Origin of the sequence: Kosakonia sacchari SP1, from assembly GCF_000300455.3 — a bacterium.
GTDB classification, from domain to species: Bacteria; Pseudomonadota; Gammaproteobacteria; order Enterobacterales; family Enterobacteriaceae; genus Kosakonia; species Kosakonia sacchari.
Genome location: NZ_CP007215.2, coordinates 4152762 through 4173565, shown reverse-complemented (window position 1 = coordinate 4173565; position 20804 = coordinate 4152762). Strand labels below are relative to the sequence as shown.

The 20804-nt window shown below is 51.3% G+C and carries 23 protein-coding genes and 3 tRNA genes; 11 read left to right on the top strand and 15 right to left on the bottom strand.

Annotation, left to right across the window (positions count from 1 at the left end; genetic code table 11):
* Positions 1–20 precede the first annotated feature (20 nt).
* Complete coding sequence (locus tag C813_RS42690; protein ID WP_017457815.1) at positions 21–833, top strand: GNAT family N-acetyltransferase; 813 nt, start codon at positions 21–23, stop codon at positions 831–833.
* A 3-nt stretch (positions 834–836) separates the two neighbouring features.
* On the opposite strand, the gene opgB is transcribed toward C813_RS42690, so the two are convergent.
* The 8 genes from opgB to C813_RS42650 all read right to left on the bottom strand — a co-directional run bounded on the left by opgB (position 837) and on the right by C813_RS42650 (position 7899).
* On the bottom strand, positions 837–3125 hold the full coding sequence (opgB, locus tag C813_RS42685) for a phosphatidylglycerol--membrane-oligosaccharide glycerophosphotransferase (RefSeq protein WP_017457816.1): 2289 nt from the start codon (positions 3123–3125) through the stop codon (positions 837–839).
* A 222-nt stretch (positions 3126–3347) separates the two neighbouring features.
* Positions 3348–3845, bottom strand: coding sequence for a DUF2501 domain-containing protein (locus tag C813_RS42680; protein WP_017457817.1), 498 nt, complete (start codon positions 3843–3845; stop codon positions 3348–3350).
* 75 nt (positions 3846–3920) lie between these two features.
* On the bottom strand, positions 3921–4658 hold the full coding sequence (gene dnaC / locus C813_RS42675) for a DNA replication protein DnaC (protein WP_017457818.1): 738 nt from the start codon (positions 4656–4658) through the stop codon (positions 3921–3923).
* Between the two features lie 2 nt (positions 4659–4660).
* Entirely contained in the window at positions 4661–5200 is a 540-nt protein-coding gene (gene dnaT, locus C813_RS42670) for a primosomal protein DnaT (RefSeq protein ID WP_017457819.1), read from the bottom strand.
* Positions 5201–5358: 158 nt separating this feature from the next.
* Positions 5359–5787, bottom strand: a complete 429-nt coding sequence (locus tag C813_RS42665) for an organic hydroperoxide resistance protein (protein ID WP_017457820.1) — start codon at positions 5785–5787, stop codon at positions 5359–5361.
* Between the two features lie 83 nt (positions 5788–5870).
* Complete coding sequence (locus tag C813_RS42660; protein WP_017457821.1) at positions 5871–6326, bottom strand: MarR family winged helix-turn-helix transcriptional regulator; 456 nt, start codon at positions 6324–6326, stop codon at positions 5871–5873.
* Positions 6327–6622: 296 nt separating this feature from the next.
* Positions 6623–7132: a threonine/serine exporter gene (locus C813_RS42655; protein WP_025263735.1), complete on the bottom strand. Its 510-nt coding sequence runs from the start codon at positions 7130–7132 to the stop codon at positions 6623–6625.
* Entirely contained in the window at positions 7123–7899 is a 777-nt protein-coding gene (locus C813_RS42650) for a threonine/serine exporter family protein (protein WP_017457823.1), read from the bottom strand. Before C813_RS42650 ends, C813_RS42655 begins: the two co-directional genes overlap by 10 nt.
* Before the next feature lie 532 nt (positions 7900–8431).
* On the opposite strand from C813_RS42650, the gene C813_RS42645 reads away from it, so the two are divergent.
* Both C813_RS42645 and bglJ read left to right on the top strand, forming a co-directional pair.
* Entirely contained in the window at positions 8432–9154 is a 723-nt protein-coding gene (locus C813_RS42645; protein ID WP_017457824.1) for a response regulator transcription factor, read from the top strand.
* 11 nt (positions 9155–9165) lie between these two features.
* Complete coding sequence (bglJ, locus tag C813_RS42640; RefSeq protein WP_017457825.1) at positions 9166–9786, top strand: DNA-binding transcriptional activator BglJ; 621 nt, start codon at positions 9166–9168, stop codon at positions 9784–9786.
* A 51-nt stretch (positions 9787–9837) separates the two neighbouring features.
* On the opposite strand, the gene C813_RS42635 is transcribed toward bglJ, so the two are convergent.
* Positions 9838–10296 carry a YbaK/EbsC family protein gene (locus C813_RS42635; protein WP_017457826.1) on the bottom strand — a complete coding sequence of 153 codons (459 nt, stop codon included), beginning with the start codon at positions 10294–10296 and terminating at the stop codon, positions 9838–9840.
* A 339-nt stretch (positions 10297–10635) separates the two neighbouring features.
* Here C813_RS42635 and C813_RS42630 point away from each other — a divergent pair, with 339 nt between their 5' ends.
* Positions 10636–11976, top strand: a complete 1341-nt coding sequence (locus C813_RS42630) for a PTS cellobiose transporter subunit IIC (RefSeq protein ID WP_017457827.1) — start codon at positions 10636–10638, stop codon at positions 11974–11976.
* A 43-nt stretch (positions 11977–12019) separates the two neighbouring features.
* Here the strand turns inward: C813_RS42630 and fhuF are convergent, their stop codons facing one another.
* The gene (gene fhuF, locus C813_RS42625; RefSeq protein ID WP_017457828.1) at positions 12020–12808 is read right to left on the bottom strand and encodes a siderophore-iron reductase FhuF; all 789 of its coding nucleotides are present in this window, start codon (positions 12806–12808) and stop codon (positions 12020–12022) included.
* A gap of 102 nt (positions 12809–12910) precedes the next feature.
* A complete protein-coding gene (locus C813_RS42620; RefSeq protein ID WP_017457829.1) occupies positions 12911–13975 on the bottom strand; it encodes a GGDEF domain-containing protein in 1065 nt (354 codons plus the stop codon).
* Between the two features lie 217 nt (positions 13976–14192).
* Here C813_RS42620 and C813_RS42615 point away from each other — a divergent pair, with 217 nt between their 5' ends.
* The gene (locus C813_RS42615) at positions 14193–14471 is read left to right on the top strand and encodes a DUF1435 domain-containing protein (protein WP_017457830.1); all 279 of its coding nucleotides are present in this window, start codon (positions 14193–14195) and stop codon (positions 14469–14471) included.
* Between the two features lie 33 nt (positions 14472–14504).
* Here C813_RS42615 and C813_RS42610 read toward each other — a convergent pair.
* The 4 genes from C813_RS42610 to rsmC all read right to left on the bottom strand — a co-directional run bounded on the left by C813_RS42610 (position 14505) and on the right by rsmC (position 16019).
* Positions 14505–14590, bottom strand: a tRNA-Leu gene (locus C813_RS42610).
* Positions 14591–14621: 31 nt separating this feature from the next.
* Positions 14622–14707 (bottom strand) — tRNA-Leu (locus C813_RS42605).
* A 28-nt stretch (positions 14708–14735) separates the two neighbouring features.
* A tRNA-Leu gene (locus C813_RS42600) sits at positions 14736–14822 on the bottom strand.
* A gap of 168 nt (positions 14823–14990) precedes the next feature.
* Positions 14991–16019 (bottom strand): 16S rRNA (guanine(1207)-N(2))-methyltransferase RsmC, encoded by a 1029-nt coding sequence (gene rsmC / locus C813_RS42595; protein ID WP_017457831.1) that lies wholly within the window; start codon positions 16017–16019, stop codon positions 14991–14993.
* 257 nt (positions 16020–16276) lie between these two features.
* Here rsmC and C813_RS42590 point away from each other — a divergent pair, with 257 nt between their 5' ends.
* From C813_RS42590 to C813_RS42565, 6 genes are all read left to right on the top strand, one after another.
* A complete protein-coding gene (locus tag C813_RS42590) occupies positions 16277–16690 on the top strand; it encodes a DNA polymerase III subunit psi (protein WP_017457832.1) in 414 nt (137 codons plus the stop codon).
* Positions 16659–17099 carry a ribosomal protein S18-alanine N-acetyltransferase gene (gene rimI, locus C813_RS42585; protein WP_017457833.1) on the top strand — a complete coding sequence of 147 codons (441 nt, stop codon included), beginning with the start codon at positions 16659–16661 and terminating at the stop codon, positions 17097–17099. Before C813_RS42590 ends, rimI begins: the two co-directional genes overlap by 32 nt.
* A 12-nt stretch (positions 17100–17111) precedes the next feature.
* Positions 17112–17789: a pyrimidine 5'-nucleotidase gene (gene yjjG / locus C813_RS42580; RefSeq protein ID WP_017457834.1), complete on the top strand. Its 678-nt coding sequence runs from the start codon at positions 17112–17114 to the stop codon at positions 17787–17789.
* Positions 17790–17880: 91 nt separating this feature from the next.
* Positions 17881–19470 carry a peptide chain release factor 3 gene (prfC, locus tag C813_RS42575; protein WP_017457835.1) on the top strand — a complete coding sequence of 530 codons (1590 nt, stop codon included), beginning with the start codon at positions 17881–17883 and terminating at the stop codon, positions 19468–19470.
* A gap of 384 nt (positions 19471–19854) precedes the next feature.
* Positions 19855–20472 (top strand): molecular chaperone OsmY, encoded by a 618-nt coding sequence (osmY, locus tag C813_RS42570; RefSeq protein WP_017457836.1) that lies wholly within the window; start codon positions 19855–19857, stop codon positions 20470–20472.
* Positions 20473–20602: 130 nt separating this feature from the next.
* Positions 20603–20764: a DUF1328 domain-containing protein gene (locus tag C813_RS42565; protein ID WP_007373037.1), complete on the top strand. Its 162-nt coding sequence runs from the start codon at positions 20603–20605 to the stop codon at positions 20762–20764.
* Positions 20765–20804 lie beyond the last annotated feature (40 nt).

The window sequence follows — 20804 nt, the reverse complement described above, 5'->3', positions numbered from 1 at the left end:
TCATGTCGCGGAGAAGCCTTATGAACCTCGTCGCTGTTCCTGCCATCCACTATAGTTGCGAAGCGCTGACCACTATCACCGGTGCCTGTTTTGAAGGCTACCGCGTACCGTTTTCCCTGCCGCCCGATGTTTTTGCACAACGCTTTCTTGCCGAAGGGTTAAACCTCGTCGATTCCTGCGTCTGGCTGGCAGGCGATACGCCTGCCGCAGTGGCGTTGATCGCCCGACGTGGCGATTGCGCCCGGCTGGCAGCCTTTGCGATTTGCCCGCAATTTCGCGGCCAGGGCGTGGGCAGACAAATATTGCCACCGTTGATGGCAGCACTGCGAACCAAAGGTGTTCGCCAGATGTGGCTGGAAGTGATGAGCGATAATCATGCCGGTATCGCCCTTTATCATGCGCTGGGGTTTGCCACCATTCAGCCACTGTTTGGCTACCAGGGACGCGCCGATGTGGCTGAAGAGAACTGCACGTTACAGGAGCGCGATCCGTTGGAAGTGGTGCGCAGCGCCATAAGTGAATGCCATGACCGGCTGCCGTGGCAGGTGGATCCGCTCACTGCGGTATCGCTGCCCGCGCGGGCGTTCGAGTACCGTAAACATGCTTATGCACTGGTTTCCACTCTTGGTGATAAGCCCCTGCTGCGGTTTATGTATGTGGAGTCAGAATACCGGCGCAAAGGGTTTGCCTGCGAGTTGCTGCAGGCGCTGAATCAGCATTTTCCGGCGCTTGGCACCACCGTAGCAGTGCCAGAGCGTTTTTCATCTCTGTTCCAGCGCGCGGGCTACGCCACCATGGCTATCAGCCAGTACGAAATGAAAGCGGAACTGTAGCGGTCAGCCTTCCCGGCTCACCACTTTGATTTCCACCAGACCGACACCCAGTTTGCGTGGCGAATGACCAAGGATATTGCCTTCGTTGGTCGATTGCGGCTCCGGCGGCACGATGACCAGCCGGTTGCTGTGCGACGGATTGCTAAAGTGCAGCGTGGTGGTGCTGAGCTCATTACCCAGCGTCAGCGTTTGTTGCTGATCGCCAACACGCACTGGAATCGGCCGGTTAGCATTCGGGCCAAAGGCTTTGGCGGTGATCACCAACTCGAACTGTTCCGGCAGCGGTTGGTTATATTCGATCGCCACTTCTTCACCCAGATTGGCATTCGACCAGCGCCCCCAGCTTTCCGGGCGGGAGATACCGCTGAACTGTTTTACCTCTTCCGGCGCGCCCGCCACGTTAAAGACAAAACTGTCGGCTTTGTAGCGAATGCTATCGTCGAGGATCTTCAGGGTATCAACGTTTTTCTGGTAGCGATCGCTGCTGATCACCGTCTGTTTAAACGCGGTTTTCCCTTTCCACTGCGCGTTGTCGACACGCTGGACTTGCTGTTCGCCGCCCAGTTGCCCCTGCGAGACGCACCAGTCTGTGGAAAGCGCCAGTTCGGGCGACCATAAACGCGCCATTTTGTAGCATTGGTCGATCCAGACGAAGTTATCGCGTGGGGCGAAATCCGCCAACTGGAAGCGCAACGGTGCGGAATATTCGCTTTCTGGCAGCGGCTCGACTTTATCTGATACCCGCACCAGCAGCGGCAAACGGAACTGGCTGCCAGAGAACGCCACCATCTGTTTATTCGTGTCGATGGTGAACTCTTTCATCTCTTTCGGGAAATTCCACAGCCGGATAATGTCCGGTTTCCACGCCAGCATTTTCGCTTTCATATTGAGGAAAATGCCCGAAAGCGACTGCCCGGAGAGGCTGCTGCGACCAAGACCGAGGAAATTATCGCCGCCGAGAATATCCAGCACGGTTGCGCCGTTATCGAGGGTGCTGCGCTTAATACCGGAAATATCCTGTTGCGGTTCATCGCCGCGCAGCACAAAGAACAGGTTGCTGCGATCGTGCTTGTTGAGGTATTTCCACGCGGTATTATTCATCGCCAGGTGATCCGACGACACCACGATCACCGTGTCTTTAAACCACGGCGACGCTTTGATTTTGTTGATAAGCGCGGCGATATTTTGCTGGCTGCAGGTTACCGCGCTAAATGACTGGTTCGGCTTGCCATCGTAAGCGTAGCTTTTGCGTTCGCAGCCGCGAGAGATAAAACCGTCCGGGTGGTGGGTATCCACCGTCAGCGCAAACAGCGAAAAGCGTTTACCGGAACGGGAGAGTTCCTCGTACTGTTTCCATACTTTATCCAGCACCGTATCGTCATAAAAACCCCAGTCGTTACGGTAATGCGGGTCCGCGACCTCGTTTTTCAGCTCTTGTGCACCGGTCAGGTAATCAAAGCCGTGGGATTTTAAAAACACATCTTTCCCGGCGAAACGCAGGTTAGCGCCCTGTACGAAATGGTTTTCGTAGCCGGAGTTTTTCAGGATATCGCCAAGGCAAAGATTCTGCGGAAAGAAGCTGGAAACGGAGGCCGACGCGTTGCCTTCGAACGGCGCGAACAGTGGAATGCCGCACTGCGAAGAGACCATGCCGGCGATGGTGTAATCGGTGCCGGGTAGCTGTTCGGTATGGCTAAAATCAATACCTTCTTCTTTAAGCGCGCCAAGTTCCGGCGTCAGTCCGGGGAACGCCTCCTCGTTAAAATAGGTGCGCTCAAGGCTTTCACCGTAGATGTAGACGAGGTTCAGTTTGGGGTTGGGGATCTGCTTTGCCGGCACTTTATAAAAGGTGGCGAAATCAGGATCGCCTTCGCGGGTCTGTGATTTAACCAGCTCGGTAATCTGGCGGAACGCCGGGCTGGCGTCTACCGAACCGAGCGCCAGTGCGAGTGCAAGTAAGCTATAGCCGAAATGGTGCGGCAGATGGCGACGACGGCGCAGCACCCAGCCGAGCGCGCAAAACACCGCCACCAGCGCTAACACTAACCCCGCGCCGGGAAGCATATATTTGCCGACCCCCGCGCCTGTCAGGCTGTTGGTCAGGGTGTATAACACCGCGTCGTTGATGCCGTCGCCGGTAAAATAGTTGCTGGCGTAAAGTGTGATATTCAGGATGACAAACAGACCCAGCACCAGCAGGGTGGCGCTAAACCACCAGGTATTACGGCCCGCTTTCCAGGCATAGATAGCCACAGAGGCAAGAAACAGCGCGATAGAGAGCAACTCGGACAACCGTTATTCCTCATCAACGCCAGACATATTGCTGGCCATGAATTTTTGTAACAGGGCGTATAATTTAATGTTCATGTCACATATCTGCAATTGTAGTGTCACTTTTTAGCGGGCTTATTCAGAATTGGTTTAGAAAGGCGTAATAGTGATAGCCGTCGCACTGGCGGCGTTTCGGTAAAGCGGGGAGGATAAAGCCGCGTTCTGACTGAACGCGGCGGGATATCAGGAGAGGAAGTTAACGCCCTGCTTGAGGACGATATCGCAGGCTTTGGATTTCACTTTTTCCGCCAGCGGCGTACTACCGATGTTGCTCAGATTCAGCTGTTCACCGTTTTTAGTGTTCAGCATGCCCTGAATACCCTCCAGATAATTGGTGTCTTGTTTCTGCTGAGCGGCACCCAGCCCCAGTTTATCCAGTACCTGGTTTTTCACATTTTCGGTGTTGGTCAGGCTGGAGAGCTTGTTTTTTGCACACCAGCTCATCACGCCCGCCGCATTGTTCATGGTGTCAGCGCTGAGCGCCTGGTTGCCACCATTAAGCAGACCCGTCAGGGAGGAGAGTGAAAGGCCTCCTTGCTGGGATTGAGATGTAGTCGATTTCTGGCTGAGTTCGCTGGCGGCGCTGGAAAGCGTGTCCTGCCAGGAGGCGGCTTGCGCGAAGCCGGTGAGCAGTGCGCTACCGAGAGTGGCGCTGCAAAGCAGGCGTTGGGTGAATTTCATGTCGTGCGGATCCTGATGTCAACGAAGGCGGTCAGTATACACCCGGGCGCGGGCGCGCCACGGATGGGAAAACTCTCAATACTCTTTACCGGTGACGCGGCTGCGGTAACTCTCCCAGTTGAAGATCACCCACAGGCTGTTGCCGAGGCGCATCCTGTCCATCACGCGTTCGCCCAACAGCTTATTCATCTCTTCCAGGTTACTGTTGGTCAGCATGCCTGTCGGGCGTTTGGACGAAGAGCGGCGATCAACAATCTGATTGATAATCACTTTTTCGTAGCGGGATTCCGTCTGCATGCCGATTTCATCAATCACCAGCAGATCAACGCTGCTTAAGTCATTGAGCAACTGCTCTTCGCTGTTTTCTTTGTTGCCAAAAGTCTCTTTCATGGCCGACATAATGTCGGCAACGGTAATGATCAGCACCGATTTACCGCGCAACAGCAGTTCATTACAGATAGCCGCAGCCAGATGGTTTTTGCCGGTTCCCGGTTTGCCAGAGAAGATAAAACTGGCGATGTTACCGTCGAACTCTTCCACATATTGCCGTGCCTGGCTCAGCGCTCGCATTTGGCCTTCTGTCTCAACACGATAATTATCGAAAGAGCAGTTCTGGTGCAGGGGACGAATGCCGGAACGGTTGAAGGTGCGCTGCATTTTCATGGCGCGATTTTCGCGCTCCAGCGCCGCCGAACGGATTTCGCCTTGTTGCTTCTGCCAGGCCATCAACTCTTCGCCGGTTTTAAAAGCAGGCTCGGTGTTGGCAGGCATCATTTTTTGCAGTCGCTTCATCAATTCGCCGACGTTTTTCATCGTTATCCTCTAAAACCTGGTGGGATTTGATTATCCGGTTCGGACAGGGCGTTAATATCCCGCTTTGTCGTGCCGTTCTGGCTGCTACGGCCCATTTGCAGGCTGCGCGCCAGTTTTTGCTGCCACTGGACGTGATGGAAAACTTTGCCTTCTGCTTGCCAGTAAGCCACGAATGAGGCCAGCTCTTCCGGCGTGGCGGGATGTGCCAGCGCAATGCCCCACATCGCCGCCAGGCGCTGAAAGTCAGCATCCGGCTGCCAGCCCGCGTACATGGCGAATTTGCCCATTGGCACATTTACCGGCGTAGCGGCTGGTTCTTCATAAAATTGTGCATCGAGCGAAATATCGCTCATCGGGCGCGCAAGCTGTGCTTCAAGCGCCAGAAGCTGTTCAAGGCGCTGCGGCGTAATAGCGTAAAACGCGGGGCTATTATTGGCAAAAACGGCGATGGCACCGCCTTCCGTGCGTGCCAGCACGCAGGCAGGATCGCGCATAAATTCATCAATGCCAATGACATTCGGCGTCAGGATTTTGGAAGACATAACGCGTTCTCAAACAGGATTACTACGGATACGGTGCACTGCGGTTTTTTCACACAGGCATAATCACACATAGTAACACAGTGAGCACAAAGGGCAGTACAGCATGAAAAAGCCGGGTTTCCCCGGCTTGTCATTGACCAAAATATGGGCTTTTTTTGTCAGGCAATGATATTCAGCGTAACGTCGATGTTGCCGCGAGTGGCGTTTGAGTAAGGGCAAACAATATGCGCGGCATCAACCAGTTTTTTGGCTTCAGCGGCGTCCATTCCCGGCAGATAGATATTCAGTTTGGCTTCAATACCAAAGCCGGTCGGCAAAGGGCCGATACCGACTTCACCTTCAATAAAAGCCTCTTTTGGCATGCTGATTTTGTCGCGACCGGCGACAAATTTCATTGCGCCGAGGAAGCAAGCGGAATAACCCGCAGCAAACAGCTGTTCCGGGTTAGTGACTTCGCCACCAGCGCCACCCATCTCTTTCGGCACGCCCAGTTTGACATCCAGTACGCCGTCGGAAGAGGTTGCGCGGCCATCGCGGCCTCCGGTTGCTTTGGCTTTGGCTGTATAAACAACTTTTTCTAAAGACATGGCAGGTTCCTTATTATCTATAGTGTTTGCTATAAAGTAGCGTGCTATTTTGTTGCTGGAAATAAACTCCCTGCAAAGGGAGCTTATGCCCGTTGAAACTGTTGGCGAAGCCGTTCCAGTTGCTGCTTGATATCGGCAAGCGTTGCGCTATCACAAGCCATTGCACAGCCGATTGCTTCCGGAATCGACGTCGCTTGCTGCTGCAGTTCACGTCCGCTTTCGCTTAAGGTGATCACCACCTGGCGTTCATCCTGGCGTGAACGTTGACGACGAATCAGCCCGGCGCTTTCCAGACGCTTCAGCAGCGGCGTCAGCGTGGCGGAGTCGAGGTACAGGCGCTCGCCAATTTCTGACACCGTGACGTCATCTTTCTCCCACAGCACCAGCATCACCAGATATTGCGGGTAGGTGAGATTCATCGGTGCCAGTAGCTGCCGGTAGAGCTTATGCAGCGCCAGATTTGTTGAGTAAAGTGCAAAACAAAACTGGTTATCTAACGCGAGCTGCGCATTCGCGGTTGGAGTCGATGTCTTCTTCATGGGATTGAATATAGATAGTGCGCGATTTTATTGCAAGTTATTTTTTACAAAAAGGCATGTGCGCGAGAATTTGCCGTCCTTTCATCACGATAGTGGCGCTTCGTAACCAGAACCGGGGCTTTTGCAAAAAATTGCGAAGGCGCAAATGTTATCGATCACGTGAAAATGAACATTGTTTACTGTGTTTGGTAAGTCGCTATTTTGGGGAAAATTCCAGTTGCATCATGGGATTACGCAGCACGTTACGCAATGGCAGTAAGCCTTTGTGACAACATTACCACCACGGAATTCGCGCTTCATTTGAGGCGGAATTCCGTGGCGGAAGAACTGACCTTATACGCGGGGCGTTTGCGGTAAATCCACAGCCCAGGAATCGACAGGCCGATAGAGAGTGCGCCGACAATCGACGATGCTTTCAGGAAATTCGTTAATAGCAAAATCATCAGTTCTTCGCTGTAGCCAAAATGGCCGATCTTGACCGCCGAAATCATCGCGGTATAAGCGGAAATGCCCGGAAACATCGGGATCACCGCTGCTACGGTAAAGACTTTCGGGTGCGCCAGATACCAGCGTGACCAGTGAATGCCAATCGAGCCGACCAGCATTGAGGCGGCAAAGGTTGACCATTCGATGTTGAATCCCCAGTGCACCATGGCGAAGCGCGAACCATGACCAATCGCCCCAAGCAGTGCGCACCAAGGCAGAGCGCGGTGCGGCACGTTAAACACCATGGCAAAGCCAACGGCAGGGATGGCCGCCAGTAACATATCCTGTGCCAGCGCCAGGATGAACAAAATCACATCCATCCGCGTAACCCCCATAGTGTCATTGACATTACCACCCCAATACAGGTGGCAAGCGTTAATAAGCTGGCGATAGCCCAGCGCGCAAGCCCCGTATTGATATGCCCTTTAAACATATCGGCAACCGAATTAATCAGCGGAAACCCCGGTACTAAAAGCAAAACGCTGGCGGCCATCGCGACGGTGGATGATTGCAGAAAAACGGGCAGCGTTAGCATCAGGCCGGATACTGTCGTGGCGACAAAGGCAGTGATACAAAAGTTGATTTGCGGATGTAAGTGGTGACCCGCCAGAACCAGGCGGACATACATTGCGACACTACTGGCGCAAAAAGTTATAAAAGCACCATCCCAGCCACCATTATTGAGCTTGCAAAAGCAGGCGCAAGAGAGACCCACCATCAGCGTGACCAGCCAGCGCGGGTAGCGTAAGGGTTTGACTTGAGCGAAGCGCTTCTCGACGTCTTTGCAATCCAATAACTTATGTTCAGCGAGAATGACAATATGCTGAACTTCGGTCACCACGTGCATATTGATGCCGCGATCGCTATTTTTGCGGGTCGATGTCAGGCACATTCCATCTTTAATCGTTGTAAGGACAATAGCATTGGAAGAAATCGAGCTTTCAACACTGTCCATGCCCAGCGCCAGCCCCAGACGCGTTGAAAGCTCCTCAACAAGCGCGCTCTCTGCGCCGTGCTGTAACAAAAAAAGGCCACACTGAATGCACAGCCGCGTAATGGCCCGCTGTGATGACTGGTCTGTTTGCATGATTACCCTGGTATTGTTGCGCTGGCGCTCACGAAGGGTGGAGCGGAAAGCCTATTTTTAGCACAGGACAAGGGCGGGATGGCGCTAAGAAAGATCAAGAATTGTGCATTAAATCACGCTTGTTCGTGTTCAAAAGGGGATCTTATCGCGTGTTAAGAATGAAGTAATAGCGGAAAAGAAACAGCAGATTTTTTTCTGCTTAGCTGAGAATAATGATGAAGTTAGCGTTAATAAGATCTTATATATTATTTAAGATAATTGCTTTTCCCTTATCTCTATATGTTCGGGTATTTTAAATTTCTTATTTTATTATTAATAATGTATCGGATGTTTTAATGCGCATTGTGTAATGTTGACACGCTACTTGTGGATATTATAATTCAGTACATTATATTTATTGCCATTCATAAATTGTGCCAATTTTATAGTGGCTGCATCAAAATGGTGTTGCTACTTTACGTAATATGAGTATTAACTGAGTAAATACTTATAAATAAGGTTGATAGAACGCGAAAATGGAAGCGGAGGGTTTATGCTATCGAAAGACGGCAATCAGGGGATTATCATCAGCAAAACGCCGGTACTTAGGGTCGGGATTGGCGGCATTCTTGAGCGACATTTCCCAGAATATGCACTCAATTATTATTCATCAGTGGAAGAGGTTGCACCGCTTAAATTGAAATGTGCCAGATTGATAATCACTGATTTATCGGGGGAACAGCGTTATGCAAGAAAAAGCTGCCAGCAATATTATTCACTGTTCCCTCAATGCGATAACGCACGCTGGTTATTCTTCGTCTCGCGCAGCCTCTACCCTGTGGCCGCTGAGCTTCTTATGCAGCCCAAAACGACATTGCTTGCGGATGTGGAGCCGATCGAGGGTGTAATTGATGCCATTCGTAATGGGCATAAAGATGTTGAGAATATTAGTCAAACCTTATTGACTTCAGGATGGCATAAACACAACGACAATTCTTTTTCGAACGCAATGTTAACGTTGTCTGAGCGAAAAGTGTTACGTCTCCTCGGAAAAGGGTGGGGGATTAATCAAATCGCCACGCTGCTTAAAAAAAGTAATAAGACAGTCAGTGCGCAAAAGAATAGCGCAATGCGGCGGTTATCACTACGTAGTAACGCAGATTTGTATACATGGATTAATAGCAGCCAGGGAATGAAACAGCTGGATTTTGGTACAGCGGACGGAGAACATAATGAATGGAAAATACCAGGAAGAAAGGAAATATTGCCATCATAGAAAAATGCATAATGAGCGGGGAGGGCCTACGACATTTATTTGATGAATCTGCTATTAATCACTATCGATTTTATTTTTTTAAAGACCATTCGGCGTTTCGGCAGGCGCTGAAACAGACGTCGTTTTTTTCCGTCATCTATTCCCTTTTTGGTCAGCGGAAAGAGCGGCTGGAATGCCTGATGTGTCTGCATTTACTCTCCCTTTCTCATCCAGGAATGCAACGCATAGTATTAGCGGGAGATAACCGTGAAGCACGGCTGGTTGGGCATCTTTCACCCTCACGGTTGCACGGGATATTGAGTAAATCATCGCCACTTGCTGTGCTCCTGGAGGAGTTGGTTACGTTGTTTGGTGAAACGCGGCGCATTAACGAAAACATGATTAATCATTGGTATGTGAGCCAGTGTCGTATGCTCAGCCCGACAGAAAGGGAAATTCTGAACTATATGACGCGGGGTTTTTCTGTTGCCGAGATTGCATCGCAACTGGATCGTAATGTGAAAACGATTCGGGCGCATAAATTCAACGCGATGGCAAAGCTGGGGGTCACATCAGATGTCGGTTTGCTTGATGCGGCGGATATTCTGACATGGAAGCCGCCCTGCGCGCGCGCCGCGTCTGAATTAATGTAAAAGGGGTTTTGGGAACTGGCGCCAGGTTCTGCCTGGCGCTTTGTTACGCAACTACAGACACACATCAATCCATTTCGCGCGGGTTAACTCTGCCATTCTGTCGGGGGAAATACGAATCGCGCTGTGAATTGCTCCCGCCGCCGGTAACACTTCCTGATAGCGCTTTAACGACACGTCACAATACACCTGTAACGGGTTTTCCAGACCAAACGGGCAGACACCACCAACTGGATGACCGGTAATGGTGACGACTTCGTCACTGCTTAGCATCCGGGCTTTCGCGCCAAAGGTATTTTTTAGTTTTTTATTATCAAGGCGAGCATCACCTTTCGCGACGACCAATATCACTTCGTTTTTCACTTTTAACGACAGCGTCTTTGCGATTTGACCTGGTTCGACATTATGCGCGGCGGCGGCCAGTGCCACAGTCGCTGTGCTTTGGTTAAGTTCAATAATATCGATGTCGGGGGCGTTATCGGCAAAGAACTGCCGCACGGACTGCAAACTCATGATGTTCTCCAGCAAATGACCGCCATTAATCTGTCACAAGCCTGTTATGCGTGTAAATAACCGGGCATAACAAACATCTTACTGCCAGATTCTCGATCCTCTTCACAATCGCGGAAACCGGTTACAGTAACCGGTTGCAGTGTTAACAAGCCGGGTTAATACTCATTTTGTCATTTCCCTCTGTTCATAAAATTAAAAAAGAGCCGTCTATGAAACCTACTCAACGTTGCTGTAATGCTGGTTCGAAAACCTGCATGGTTTCACGTCAAAAACATGGATCGCTGCACGGCAGAACGGTTGCTGATGCGCTTACTTTGTTAGCCTGATAGGAGATCTACTATGTCTGCCAACCATGCTGCGTTTAATCTTATTTTCCGGTTTATAGAAAATTATGTCAGTCCGGTAGCCGGACGCATCTCTTCCCAGCGTCATGTTATGGCGATTCGCGACGGTTTTATTTCCGCGATGCCGTTTATGATTGTGGGCTCATTCTTGCTGGTGTTTGCTTACCCTCCCTTTTCGCCAGACACGACCTGGGGTTTTGCCCGTACATGGCTGGACCTGGCGAAGCAGTATGAAGGGCGGATCCTCACGCCTTTTGATATGACGATGGGCATTATGTCTATCTATATCTGTGCGGCGATTGCTTACAACCTCGGTAAACATTATGTGAAGTCGCATCAGCTGGATCCATTTATGTGCGCGATGCTGTCGTTGATGGCATTTCTACTGGTCGCAGCGCCGAAAACTAACGGCACATTGCCAGTGGATAGCCTGGGCGGTACCGGTATTTTTACCGCGATCCTGGTGGCGATTTACTGCGTGGAAATGATGCGTTTCCTGAAAGCGCACAATATAGGCATCCGTTTGCCAGATCAGGTGCCGCCAATGATCAAAAACTCTTTTGATTTGCTGATCCCGGTTTTGGTCGTGGTGCTGACCCTTTATCCGCTGAGCCTGCTCATCCAGACGCAGTTCAACATGTTAATCCCGCAAGCCATTATGGCGCTGTTCAAACCGCTGGTAGCGGCGGCGGACTCATTGCCTGCGATTTTGCTGGCTGTCATCATCGGCCATTTGCTGTGGTTTGCGGGGATTCATGGCGCGGCGATTGTTTCCGGAATGCTGCAGATGTTCTGGTTAACGAATCTCGGGCTTAACCAGAGTGCGCTGGCTCAAGGTGCGCCGTTACCGCATATCTTTATGGAAGCGTTTTGGACATTCTTCATTGTTATTGGCGGATCCGGGGCGACCATGGGGCTGGTGTTCTGCTACTTGCGTAGCCGCTCGGTGCATTTGCGTTCGATTGGACGTCTGAGCGTGGTACCCAGTTTGTTCAACATCAACGAGCCGGTTATTTTCGGAACTCCTATTGTAATGAACCCCGTGTTCTTCATCCCATTCCTGCTGGCTCCGACTCTTAACGCGATTATTGCCTGGGCGGCAATGAAACTGGATCTGATTGGCCGGGTTATCTCTGTCGTGCCCTGGACCGCGCCAGCGCCGATTGGCGGCGCATGGGCATTAGGTTGGGATTTCCGCGCGGCGATTCTTGTCGTTCTGCTGGCCTGTGTCTCGGCGGTAATTTACTACCCGTTCTTCAAAGTGTATGAGAAACAGTTGCTGGAACAGGAAGCAGAAGAGGCACAACGCGCAGAGGAAGATAAGCAGGTTGCGTGATAGTGTCGAATAAAAACGAAGAGGGCGATTTATCGCCCTCTACTTATTTCAGCGTACAGTCACCGCACTGCTGAACATCCGGCAGGCGATAGCGCTGGCAACAAGTACGACGTACCAGCGCGCCGTCGCGCAGGACAACTGTGCGCCACAAAGGGTTATCACTGCCGTCCGCGAGCTGCTTTTCAAAAAAGCAAAGCTGGCGAAGCGCGGCGACACGCGTTTCACCTAGCTGTGGAATGAGTTCCCCCAGGCACCAGTTAATCAGATAACCGGTATTGCTCCAGATAAGTTTAGCGTTGATATCGCCGGTGGTTTCCAGCGCCTGCACAACCGGTAGCATCGCCTGTGTCGTTAATGCAAAAATCCGCTGCGCATCGTTATATGACGACAACTTAGAATCCCGTTGCACATCAATCCAGAAACACGCGGCGCGCCCGGTTTCATGAAACTCGACATGAAAATGTTCCGGGGAGAGGTCAATGGCGTTTTTTTGCGTCAGCAACGTCAATAATAGTGGCGGCACCAGCAACCCGAGATACCACTGCGCCCATAGCGACAGCAACGGTTTGTTTTCACGCGGCTGCGTTAATTGGTTGCGGTAAATATGATCGGAGTAGGTCGCGATAAGTGACTGCAATGCCGCAGGGCGTGACCACTCAGCCAGCGTCATTGCCGTATACGGCGCGGGTTCATTCAGACGAATAAAATCGAGCAAATATTCGCGGGTGCTGGCGATAGTTTCCCGCATGGCATTTGCCAGCGAATCGCGCTCATCAGTGAGTCGGCTTCGCCAGATAATGTTTTCGGTGATCGATGCGGTGCGAAAGGTCATAGCGCCAGCCGATAGAAAATCTAAATGATAATGATTTCCAATCCTAGCTAGAGGTAAAATCGATAGCAACATTTTTATCGTAAAGTTAGCGTCAACCACGCCTCAAGCGACTTGCAGCTCGCCACTCACCAGAATGTTGTTACGACCTAAATGTTTGGCTTCATATAACGCTTTATCGGCGAGCGAAAGCGCCGCATCAATATCGTGGTCGACAAGTGGCGCAATGCCGATGCTGATCGTGACGTTCGTGGCGACGCTTTCGTTAAACATATGTGGGATTTTTAAATCGTACACTTTCTGACGAATGCGCTCTCCGGTAAGGCGCGCCTGTTCGACATCGACATTATTCAGCAGGATCATAAATTCTTCGCCGCCAAAGCGCGCGACGATATCACGGGAGCGTACAGCGTCGCGTAAAGCGGCAGAAACGCGGATAAGCGCCTGATCGCCCATCATATGGCCGTAGTGGTCGTTATAGGCTTTGAAGTGATCAATATCGAGCAGCAGGACGAAACGCGAGCTCTCATCAACGGCCAGCAAATTATTGAGTTTGTGTTGCAAACCTCGACGGTTGTACAGGCCGGTTAGCGGGTCAAGCATGCTCAGATCGTTGAGCGTTTTGCGCTCCTGCATCAGGCGGTTCATCAGCGCAAGGGCAAAACTATCATTACGTTTTTGGATCGCATGCTGGATAGAGATCCCCAGCACTGGCAACGCAAAGGTGTAAATAAGCCTGATTGCGCTTTCTCCTTCGTTCAACCACAGACATGTCACGAATACGGGCAAAGAGTGCAGCAAAAAGGCGACAATGTTATTTGAAAAAGCGATCGAGCCGATAAAAAGCACACTTAACAAGGCAATAAGCAGGTAGGTGGAGGCGTTGTCATTGAGTAACCTGACTTTGGTTATCACATGCCATGCCCACAGGCAGCCAAATATAAGGGAGATGAATGTGATATTGATTTTTATTTTTGGATAACACTTTTGCCAGACGGGCAGCACAATGCTCGCCGCGAAGATAGCGCATACGGGAAACGTGAACGCGCGCTGATTATAGAGCGGCAGAGCAATAGAGAACAAAGCTGAGATTGCGTTGAGCAGTAAAAAGAGTCGTAGGGACAATCGATATCTCTTATTACATAGAGATTGCCAGGTTTGTAATGTCATACCTAAAAATCGTTATTTATCCGCAATATACTACTGCGCTATGAGTCAAAAGAAGAAAGAAGTAACGCAATGAAACTGTCATTGCGAAAAATTAGTGATTTGGATTTAGATTTAAGCAGCGCTTAATTTATCACCTTCCTGAATGACTGTCATTAGATGATGAGTAATCTTCATACGACCGTATGACCGCAGGCTGACAATTGAGAAAAGATGTCATATGATATTGGTTATCATTATCGTTTTGAGAGATGAAACCATGTTGCAGCGAGCGCTGGGAAGTGGCTGGGGAATTGTTGTGCCTGGAGTGATTGTTGCTGTGCTGATGTTGGCGGATTTATCAGTCAATGCTTGGCGAATGGTGATTTTTCTGGGCTTATTACTGACACCCGTCATGCTTTACCATAAGCGTTTACGTCACTTTATTTTATTGCCTTCAGGCGTTGCACTGGTTGGCGCAATGATGCTGATGCTCTTGAATTTAAAGATGATGGTGTAACAGGGGGGCGATTCAGGGAGAGAATAAGATATCTGGTGCGAGGGGGGGACTTGAACCCCCACGTCCGTAAGGACACTAACACCTGAAGCTAGCGCGTCTACCAATTCCGCCACCTTCGCACAGTCATCTTACTTTTTGATATCGCCTCGTTGGTGCGAGGGGGGGACTTGAACCCCCACGTCCGTAAGAACACTAACACCTGAAGCTAGCGCGTCTACCAATTCCGCCACCTTCGCACAGTGCGAGCGATATCAACGTGGTTTATGGTGCGAGGGGGGGGACTTGAACCCCCACGTCCGTAAGGACACTAACACCTGAAGCTAGCGCGTCTACCAATTCCGCCACCTTCGCATACCATCGATACTCTTGAAGTATCGTTACCACGGAGGCGCATTCTAGATGTTTTCAACTTTTCGTCAATAGTTAATTGCACAGACTGAGGCTGATCGCTGTAAAAATGGACGCGGCGTGACGAGGGGATGAAATTTGCCCGATGAATGATTCCACCGGGCCTGCAGGTTACTTTAACGCCTGGCGCGTCATTACCGTACGGTATACTTTGAATCGACCTGTCTGCGCGATGACTTCATGGAAACCAAACGTTTGATCCAGCACGTCCGGGTAAGGCAGGAAGGCGTTCGCAACAATGCGCAGTTCGCCGCCGCTGTTAAGATGGCGTACCGCACCGCGAATCAATGTTTGCGCGGCTTCCTGGCTGGTTTGCAAACCATCATGGAATGGCGGATTGGAGATGATCATATCAAAGCGGCCTGTGACTTCTGAGAAGACGTTGCTGGCGAAAACATCACCTTCAATACCGTTCGCCGCAAGCGTTGCGCGGCTGGCTTCTACCGCCGGGGCGGAAACATCGCACAGCGTCAGGCGCACTTTTGGTGAGTGGCTGGCCAGTACCGTCGCAAGCACACCCGCGCCACAACCCACATCCAACACTTTCCCCTTGGTATGCGGCGTAAACGTCGACAGCAGAAGTTGGCTACCGACATCCAGACCGTCGCGGCTAAATACGCCCGGCAGGGTCTTAATCGTCAGATTATCCAGCGTGTACTCGCCCCAGAAACTGTTCGGATCGAACGTCGGTTGCTTCTCAAGGCGGCCGTGATATAGCCCACAGCGGCGGGCGCTATCGACTTTATTCAGCGGACAAAACTCAGCCAGCATCTGCTCGGCACTGCGCACACCGCTACGGTTTTCACCCACCACAAAAATATCGATGCCTACCGGCAGCAGTGATAACAGGCTCATCAACTGAAACTGCGCTTCTGGTTTATTTTTCGGCCAGTAATAAATAAGCGTGTCGCTGTCGCCGACGGTCTCGCTATCGGCCACCAGGCTATAACGGGCGCGTTCACCCATCTGCTGGCTTAAGGTCTGCCACTGATGAAATTGTTGCGTCCAGGCACGGCTTTCAGCGGTGTCCAGGCGAGCGGGCAGGTCATCCTGCAAATCGCCGGCAAATAAAATACGGCTTGGTTCGAAATCGTCACTGTGGCGCAGCAAGACTTCACTTGCCGGGGTATAAGCAGACATGAATGGTTCCTCTTTAAATTCAGGCGGCGATTATACACGTTATCCTTCAAACTGCCTCTTTGTTGGCTGCGTCTTAATCGCCCTGTCATTTACTTATGAAAGCCCCTGGGAGGCCTAATCCTTGCCGCCGCGACGCAGTGTGTATGTTTTTGTGTATGCCCGTTATCTTTCGCGCGGCCTCTTTACTGGCTGCGTGTTGATGGCGCAATTTCGTCGAGTTTGTTATATTTGCGCGCCTGATACAGGAGTGTTTCACGATGACTTCCCGACGCGACTGGCAATTACAGCAACTGGGCATTACCCAGTGGACCTTGCGACGCCCGGCGGCGCTGCAGGGGGAAATTGCTATTTCGCTGCCCGCGCATATCCGTTTGGTGATGATCTCACCGACATTGCCGACGCTGAGCGATCCATTGGTCAGCGACGTACTGTGCGCGCTAACCGTAACAGAAGATCAAGTCCTCCAGTTGACGCCGGATCGCGTCGCCATGCTACCGCCCGAAAGCCAGTGCAACAGCTGGTGGTTGGGTGTTGAAGCGCAGCAGGTGCTGGCAGGCGCTCAGGTCGCGACGCCGACGGTTGATGAGCTACGCACAAACCCTGCGGCTCGCGCCGCGTTATGGCAACAAATCTGCGAACATGAACACGATTTCTTCCCTCAGCACGGCTGATTTAACCCGCGCATATCAAATAGAAACACGGGCACATGCCTTCCCCTGGAGCGAAAAAACGCTGGCCAGCAATCAGGGCGAACGCTATCTCAACTACCGGTTGATGGTCGGAAATGAAATGGCCGCATTTGCCATTACCCAGGTGGTGCTCGACGAAGCCACGCTGTTTAACATCGCCGTCGATCCGGCCTGGCAGCGTAAAGGGCTGGGGCGTCAGTTGCTGGAACATCTGATTCATGAACTGGAAGTGCGCGACGTGCTGACGCTGTGGCTGGAAGTTCGCGCCTCTAATGTTGGCGCTATTGCACTGTACGAAAGTTTAGGTTTTAACGAAGCGACCATTCGCCGTAACTATTACCCCACTGCCAATGGGCGTGAAGACGCGATAGTGATGGCTTTAGCAATTTAAAAAGGTGATGTAATGAAATGGGACTGGATACTCTTTGATGCCGACGAAACGCTGTTTACCTTTGATGCGTTTGGTGGCTTACAACGGATGTTTCTTGACTATAGCGTGACATTCACCGATCAGGATTTTGCAGAATATCAATCGGTTAACAAACCGCTGTGGGTGGATTACCAGAACGGTGCCATCAGCGCATTGCAGTTGCAGACCCAGCGCTTTCAGAGCTGGTCTGAGCGCCTGAACGTTCCCGCCGGTTCGCTTAACGACGCATTTCTGAATGCGATGGCCGAAATCTGCGCGCCACTGCCCGGCGCTGTATCATTACTGAACAGCCTCAAAGGCCAGGCGAAACTCGGCATCATCACCAACGGTTTCACCGCCTTGCAGCAAATTCGCCTGGAGCGCACCGGCCTTCGCGACTATTTTGATTTATTAGTGATTTCCGAAGAAGTCGGCGTGGCGAAGCCCGATGCGAAGATTTTTGATTACGCGCTGCAAAAAGCGGGTAACCCGGATCGTGCGCGCGTGCTGATGGTTGGTGATACGGCTGAATCCGACATTCTGGGCGGCATTAACGCCGGGCTTTCGACCTGCTGGCTGAATGCGCACGATCGCGCGCTGCCTGAAGGCATCAACCCGACCTGGACCGTCACGTCCCTGAACGAACTGGAGCAACTCCTGTGTAAACATTGATTGTCTGCACTCCGCCGTTGAGTACAATAGCCGCATTTTTCGTATATCATCGCGAGGCCTCAAGCCGCGCAATTACACAGAAGATTTCATTATGACGTTGTCTCCTTATTTACAAGAGGTAGCAAAGCGCCGCACGTTCGCTATCATCTCGCACCCCGATGCCGGTAAAACCACCATCACTGAAAAGGTGCTGCTGTTCGGACAGGCGATTCAAACCGCCGGTACGGTAAAAGGCCGCGGCTCCAGCCAACATGCAAAATCCGACTGGATGGAGATGGAAAAGCAGCGTGGTATCTCTATTACCACTTCCGTGATGCAGTTCCCGTATAAAACCAGCCTGGTCAATTTGCTGGATACCCCGGGGCACGAAGACTTCTCCGAAGATACCTACCGCACACTGACGGCGGTGGACTGCTGCCTGATGGTTATCGATGCGGCAAAAGGGGTTGAAGATCGAACCCGTAAGCTGATGGAAGTTACCCGTCTGCGCGATACGCCGATCCTGACCTTTATGAACAAACTTGACCGTGACATCCGCGATCCGATGGAGCTGCTGGATGAAGTGGAAAACGAGCTAAAGATCGCCTGTGCGCCGATTACCTGGCCGATTGGCTGCGGTAAGTTGTTCAAGGGCGTTTATCACCTTTATAAAGATGAAACTTACCTGTATCAGACGGGGCAGGGCCACACCATTCAGGAAGTGCGCATCGTTAAAGGTCTGAACAACCCGGATTTGGATAAAGCCGTGGGTGAAGACCTGGCACAGCAACTGCGCGATGAACTGGAGCTGGTGCAGGGCGCATCGAACGAGTTCGATAAAGAGCTGTTCCTGAGCGGTGAATTAACGCCAGTCTTCTTTGGTACCGCACTGGGTAACTTCGGCGTCGATCATATGCTGGACGGTTTGGTGGAGTGGGCACCTGCGCCAATGCCGCGTAAAACCGACACCCGTGAAGTGAAAGCAGATGATGACAAATTCACCGGCTTTGTCTTTAAAATTCAGGCCAACATGGACCCGAAACACCGCGACCGCGTGGCGTTTATGCGCGTGGTTTCCGGTCGTTATGAAAAGGGCATGAAGCTGCGTCAGGTGCGCACCGGCAAAGATGTGGTTATCTCTGACGCGCTGACCTTTATGGCTGGCGACCGTTCTCATGTAGAAGAAGCCTATCCGGGTGACATTATTGGTCTGCATAACCACGGGACGATCCAGATTGGTGACACCTTCACCCAGGGCGAGATGATGAAGTTCACCGGTATTCCGAACTTCGCACCGGAACTGTTCCGTCGCATCCGTCTGCGTGACCCGCTGAAGCAGAAACAGTTACTTAAAGGCCTGGTTCAGCTTTCAGAAGAGGGCGCGGTGCAGGTGTTCCGTCCCATCGCTAACAACGATCTGATTGTCGGCGCGGTGGGGGTGCTGCAGTTTGACGTGGTGGTTTCCCGTCTGAAGAGTGAATACAACGTGGAAGCGGTGTATGAGTCTGTAAACGTGGCGACCGCACGCTGGGTTGAAAGTACTGACGTGAAGAAATTCGAGGAATTTAAACGTAAGAACGAAATCCAGCTGGCGCTTGATGGCGGTGATAACCTGACTTACATCGCCCCAACGATGGTAAACCTGAATCTGACGCAGGAACGCTATCCGGAAGTCACTTTCCACAAGACTCGCGAGCATTAATCCTTCTGCAGAGCACGGTTTGCGCCGTGCTCTGTCACTTCTCCTGTCTAATTAGCCCCTTGCGGATTGTTCTTAAAACCCGTCATTTCGCCTCCATTTGTTCGTTTTTTACCCACCCGGCCATGATTTTTGTCGATTGTGATCTATATTTAACAAAGTGATGACAAATCGGGTGGATAAAAGTCCTGTTCAATGCGTGAAGTAGAGTATTTTATCCACTCATTTCTTCACAAATGGATATTAACAACTGCTTTAGCGCGATGTTCGGCGGGATTGTAAACGCGTCATCAGTTGCTGAATTGGGTGGTTTTCACCACAGCAGTAGAGCGGCACACGTTGCTGCTTGTGGCCCAAATTGTGGGCAAACCAACAGGAATAACATCGATGACTATGAAAAAACTGACTATTTCCAAAACTCTGCTGGCCGTAATGCTGGGCTCTGTTCTGGCAAGTGGTTCCGCATTCGCTGCGGAGACTACCACCGACAAAGCGCAAAATGCTGCTTCCAGTGCAGGGGAATCAATCGATAGCTCAATGAATAAAGTCGGTGGTTTCATGGATGACAGCACCATCACCGCGAAAGTTAAAGCGGCGCTGGTGGATCATGAAGACATTAAAAGCACTGATATCTCCGTGAAAACGGACAAAAAAGTGGTCACGCTGAGCGGCTTTGTTGAGAGCCAGACGCAGGCAGAAAAAGCCGTCTCCGTCGCGAAAGGCGTAGAGGGTGTGGCTTCTGTGAGCGATAAGCTGCACGTGCGTGACGGCAAAAACAAGACCATGAAAGGTTATGCGGGCGATACCGCAACAACCAGTGAAATCAAAGCAAAACTGCTGGCCGACGATGTTGTCCCTTCCCGTAAGGTGAAGGTTGAAACCACCGATGGCGTGGTGCAGTTGTCCGGTACCGTAGATTCACAGGCACAAAGTGAACGCGCTGAAAGTATCGCCAAAGCAATCGACGGCGTTAAAAGCGTGAAGAACGATCTCAAAGTGAAGTAACTAATCCTGAAAACGTCACTACCCGGTGCAAGCCGGGTATGACAAGTACGTACCAGGAAAAACATCGCCGGTGGGCATCCTGAGCGCTCACCTTAAGCGGTTGAAATTAACTATGGTAAAGGAGAGTTTTATGTTTCGTTGGGGCATTATATTTCTGGTTATCGCGTTAATTGCCGCCGCACTGGGCTTTGGTGGTCTTGCGGGTACGGCAGCAGGGGCCGCGAAAATTGTCTTTATCGTCGGTATTATCCTGTTCCTCGTCAGCCTGTTTATGGGCCGTCGGCGTCCATAGCGTATTACACGCTTAAATTTCGGTTACATTAAAGCCAGTC

What these genes read in the sequence shown, in the direction of transcription:
- C813_RS42615 (WP_017457830.1), top strand. Translation starts at nt 14,193, where the DNA reads ATGATATTGGTTATCATTATCGTTTTGAGAGATGAAACCATGTTGCAG.
- rsmC (WP_017457831.1), bottom strand. Translation starts at nt 16,019, where the DNA reads ATGTCTGCTTATACCCCGGCAAGTGAAGTCTTGCTGCGCCACAGTGAC.
- dnaC (WP_017457818.1), bottom strand. Translation starts at nt 4,658, where the DNA reads ATGAAAAACGTCGGCGAATTGATGAAGCGACTGCAAAAAATGATGCCT.
- C813_RS42645 (WP_017457824.1), top strand. Translation starts at nt 8,432, where the DNA reads ATGCTATCGAAAGACGGCAATCAGGGGATTATCATCAGCAAAACGCCG.
- bglJ (WP_017457825.1), top strand. Translation starts at nt 9,166, where the DNA reads ATGAGCGGGGAGGGCCTACGACATTTATTTGATGAATCTGCTATTAAT.
- yjjG (WP_017457834.1), top strand. Translation starts at nt 17,112, where the DNA reads ATGAAATGGGACTGGATACTCTTTGATGCCGACGAAACGCTGTTTACC.
- osmY (WP_017457836.1), top strand. Translation starts at nt 19,855, where the DNA reads ATGACTATGAAAAAACTGACTATTTCCAAAACTCTGCTGGCCGTAATG.
- C813_RS42680 (WP_017457817.1), bottom strand. Translation starts at nt 3,845, where the DNA reads ATGAAATTCACCCAACGCCTGCTTTGCAGCGCCACTCTCGGTAGCGCA.
- C813_RS42590 (WP_017457832.1), top strand. Translation starts at nt 16,277, where the DNA reads ATGACTTCCCGACGCGACTGGCAATTACAGCAACTGGGCATTACCCAG.
- C813_RS42690 (WP_017457815.1), top strand. Translation starts at nt 21, where the DNA reads ATGAACCTCGTCGCTGTTCCTGCCATCCACTATAGTTGCGAAGCGCTG.
- C813_RS42565 (WP_007373037.1), top strand. Translation starts at nt 20,603, where the DNA reads ATGTTTCGTTGGGGCATTATATTTCTGGTTATCGCGTTAATTGCCGCC.
- C813_RS42655 (WP_025263735.1), bottom strand. Translation starts at nt 7,132, where the DNA reads ATGGATGTGATTTTGTTCATCCTGGCGCTGGCACAGGATATGTTACTG.
- C813_RS42630 (WP_017457827.1), top strand. Translation starts at nt 10,636, where the DNA reads ATGTCTGCCAACCATGCTGCGTTTAATCTTATTTTCCGGTTTATAGAA.
- C813_RS42620 (WP_017457829.1), bottom strand. Translation starts at nt 13,975, where the DNA reads ATGACATTACAAACCTGGCAATCTCTATGTAATAAGAGATATCGATTG.
- C813_RS42660 (WP_017457821.1), bottom strand. Translation starts at nt 6,326, where the DNA reads ATGAAGAAGACATCGACTCCAACCGCGAATGCGCAGCTCGCGTTAGAT.
- C813_RS42650 (WP_017457823.1), bottom strand. Translation starts at nt 7,899, where the DNA reads ATGCAAACAGACCAGTCATCACAGCGGGCCATTACGCGGCTGTGCATT.
- C813_RS42665 (WP_017457820.1), bottom strand. Translation starts at nt 5,787, where the DNA reads ATGTCTTTAGAAAAAGTTGTTTATACAGCCAAAGCCAAAGCAACCGGA.
- rimI (WP_017457833.1), top strand. Translation starts at nt 16,659, where the DNA reads ATGAACACGATTTCTTCCCTCAGCACGGCTGATTTAACCCGCGCATAT.
- prfC (WP_017457835.1), top strand. Translation starts at nt 17,881, where the DNA reads ATGACGTTGTCTCCTTATTTACAAGAGGTAGCAAAGCGCCGCACGTTC.
- C813_RS42635 (WP_017457826.1), bottom strand. Translation starts at nt 10,296, where the DNA reads ATGAGTTTGCAGTCCGTGCGGCAGTTCTTTGCCGATAACGCCCCCGAC.
- dnaT (WP_017457819.1), bottom strand. Translation starts at nt 5,200, where the DNA reads ATGTCTTCCAAAATCCTGACGCCGAATGTCATTGGCATTGATGAATTT.
- fhuF (WP_017457828.1), bottom strand. Translation starts at nt 12,808, where the DNA reads ATGACCTTTCGCACCGCATCGATCACCGAAAACATTATCTGGCGAAGC.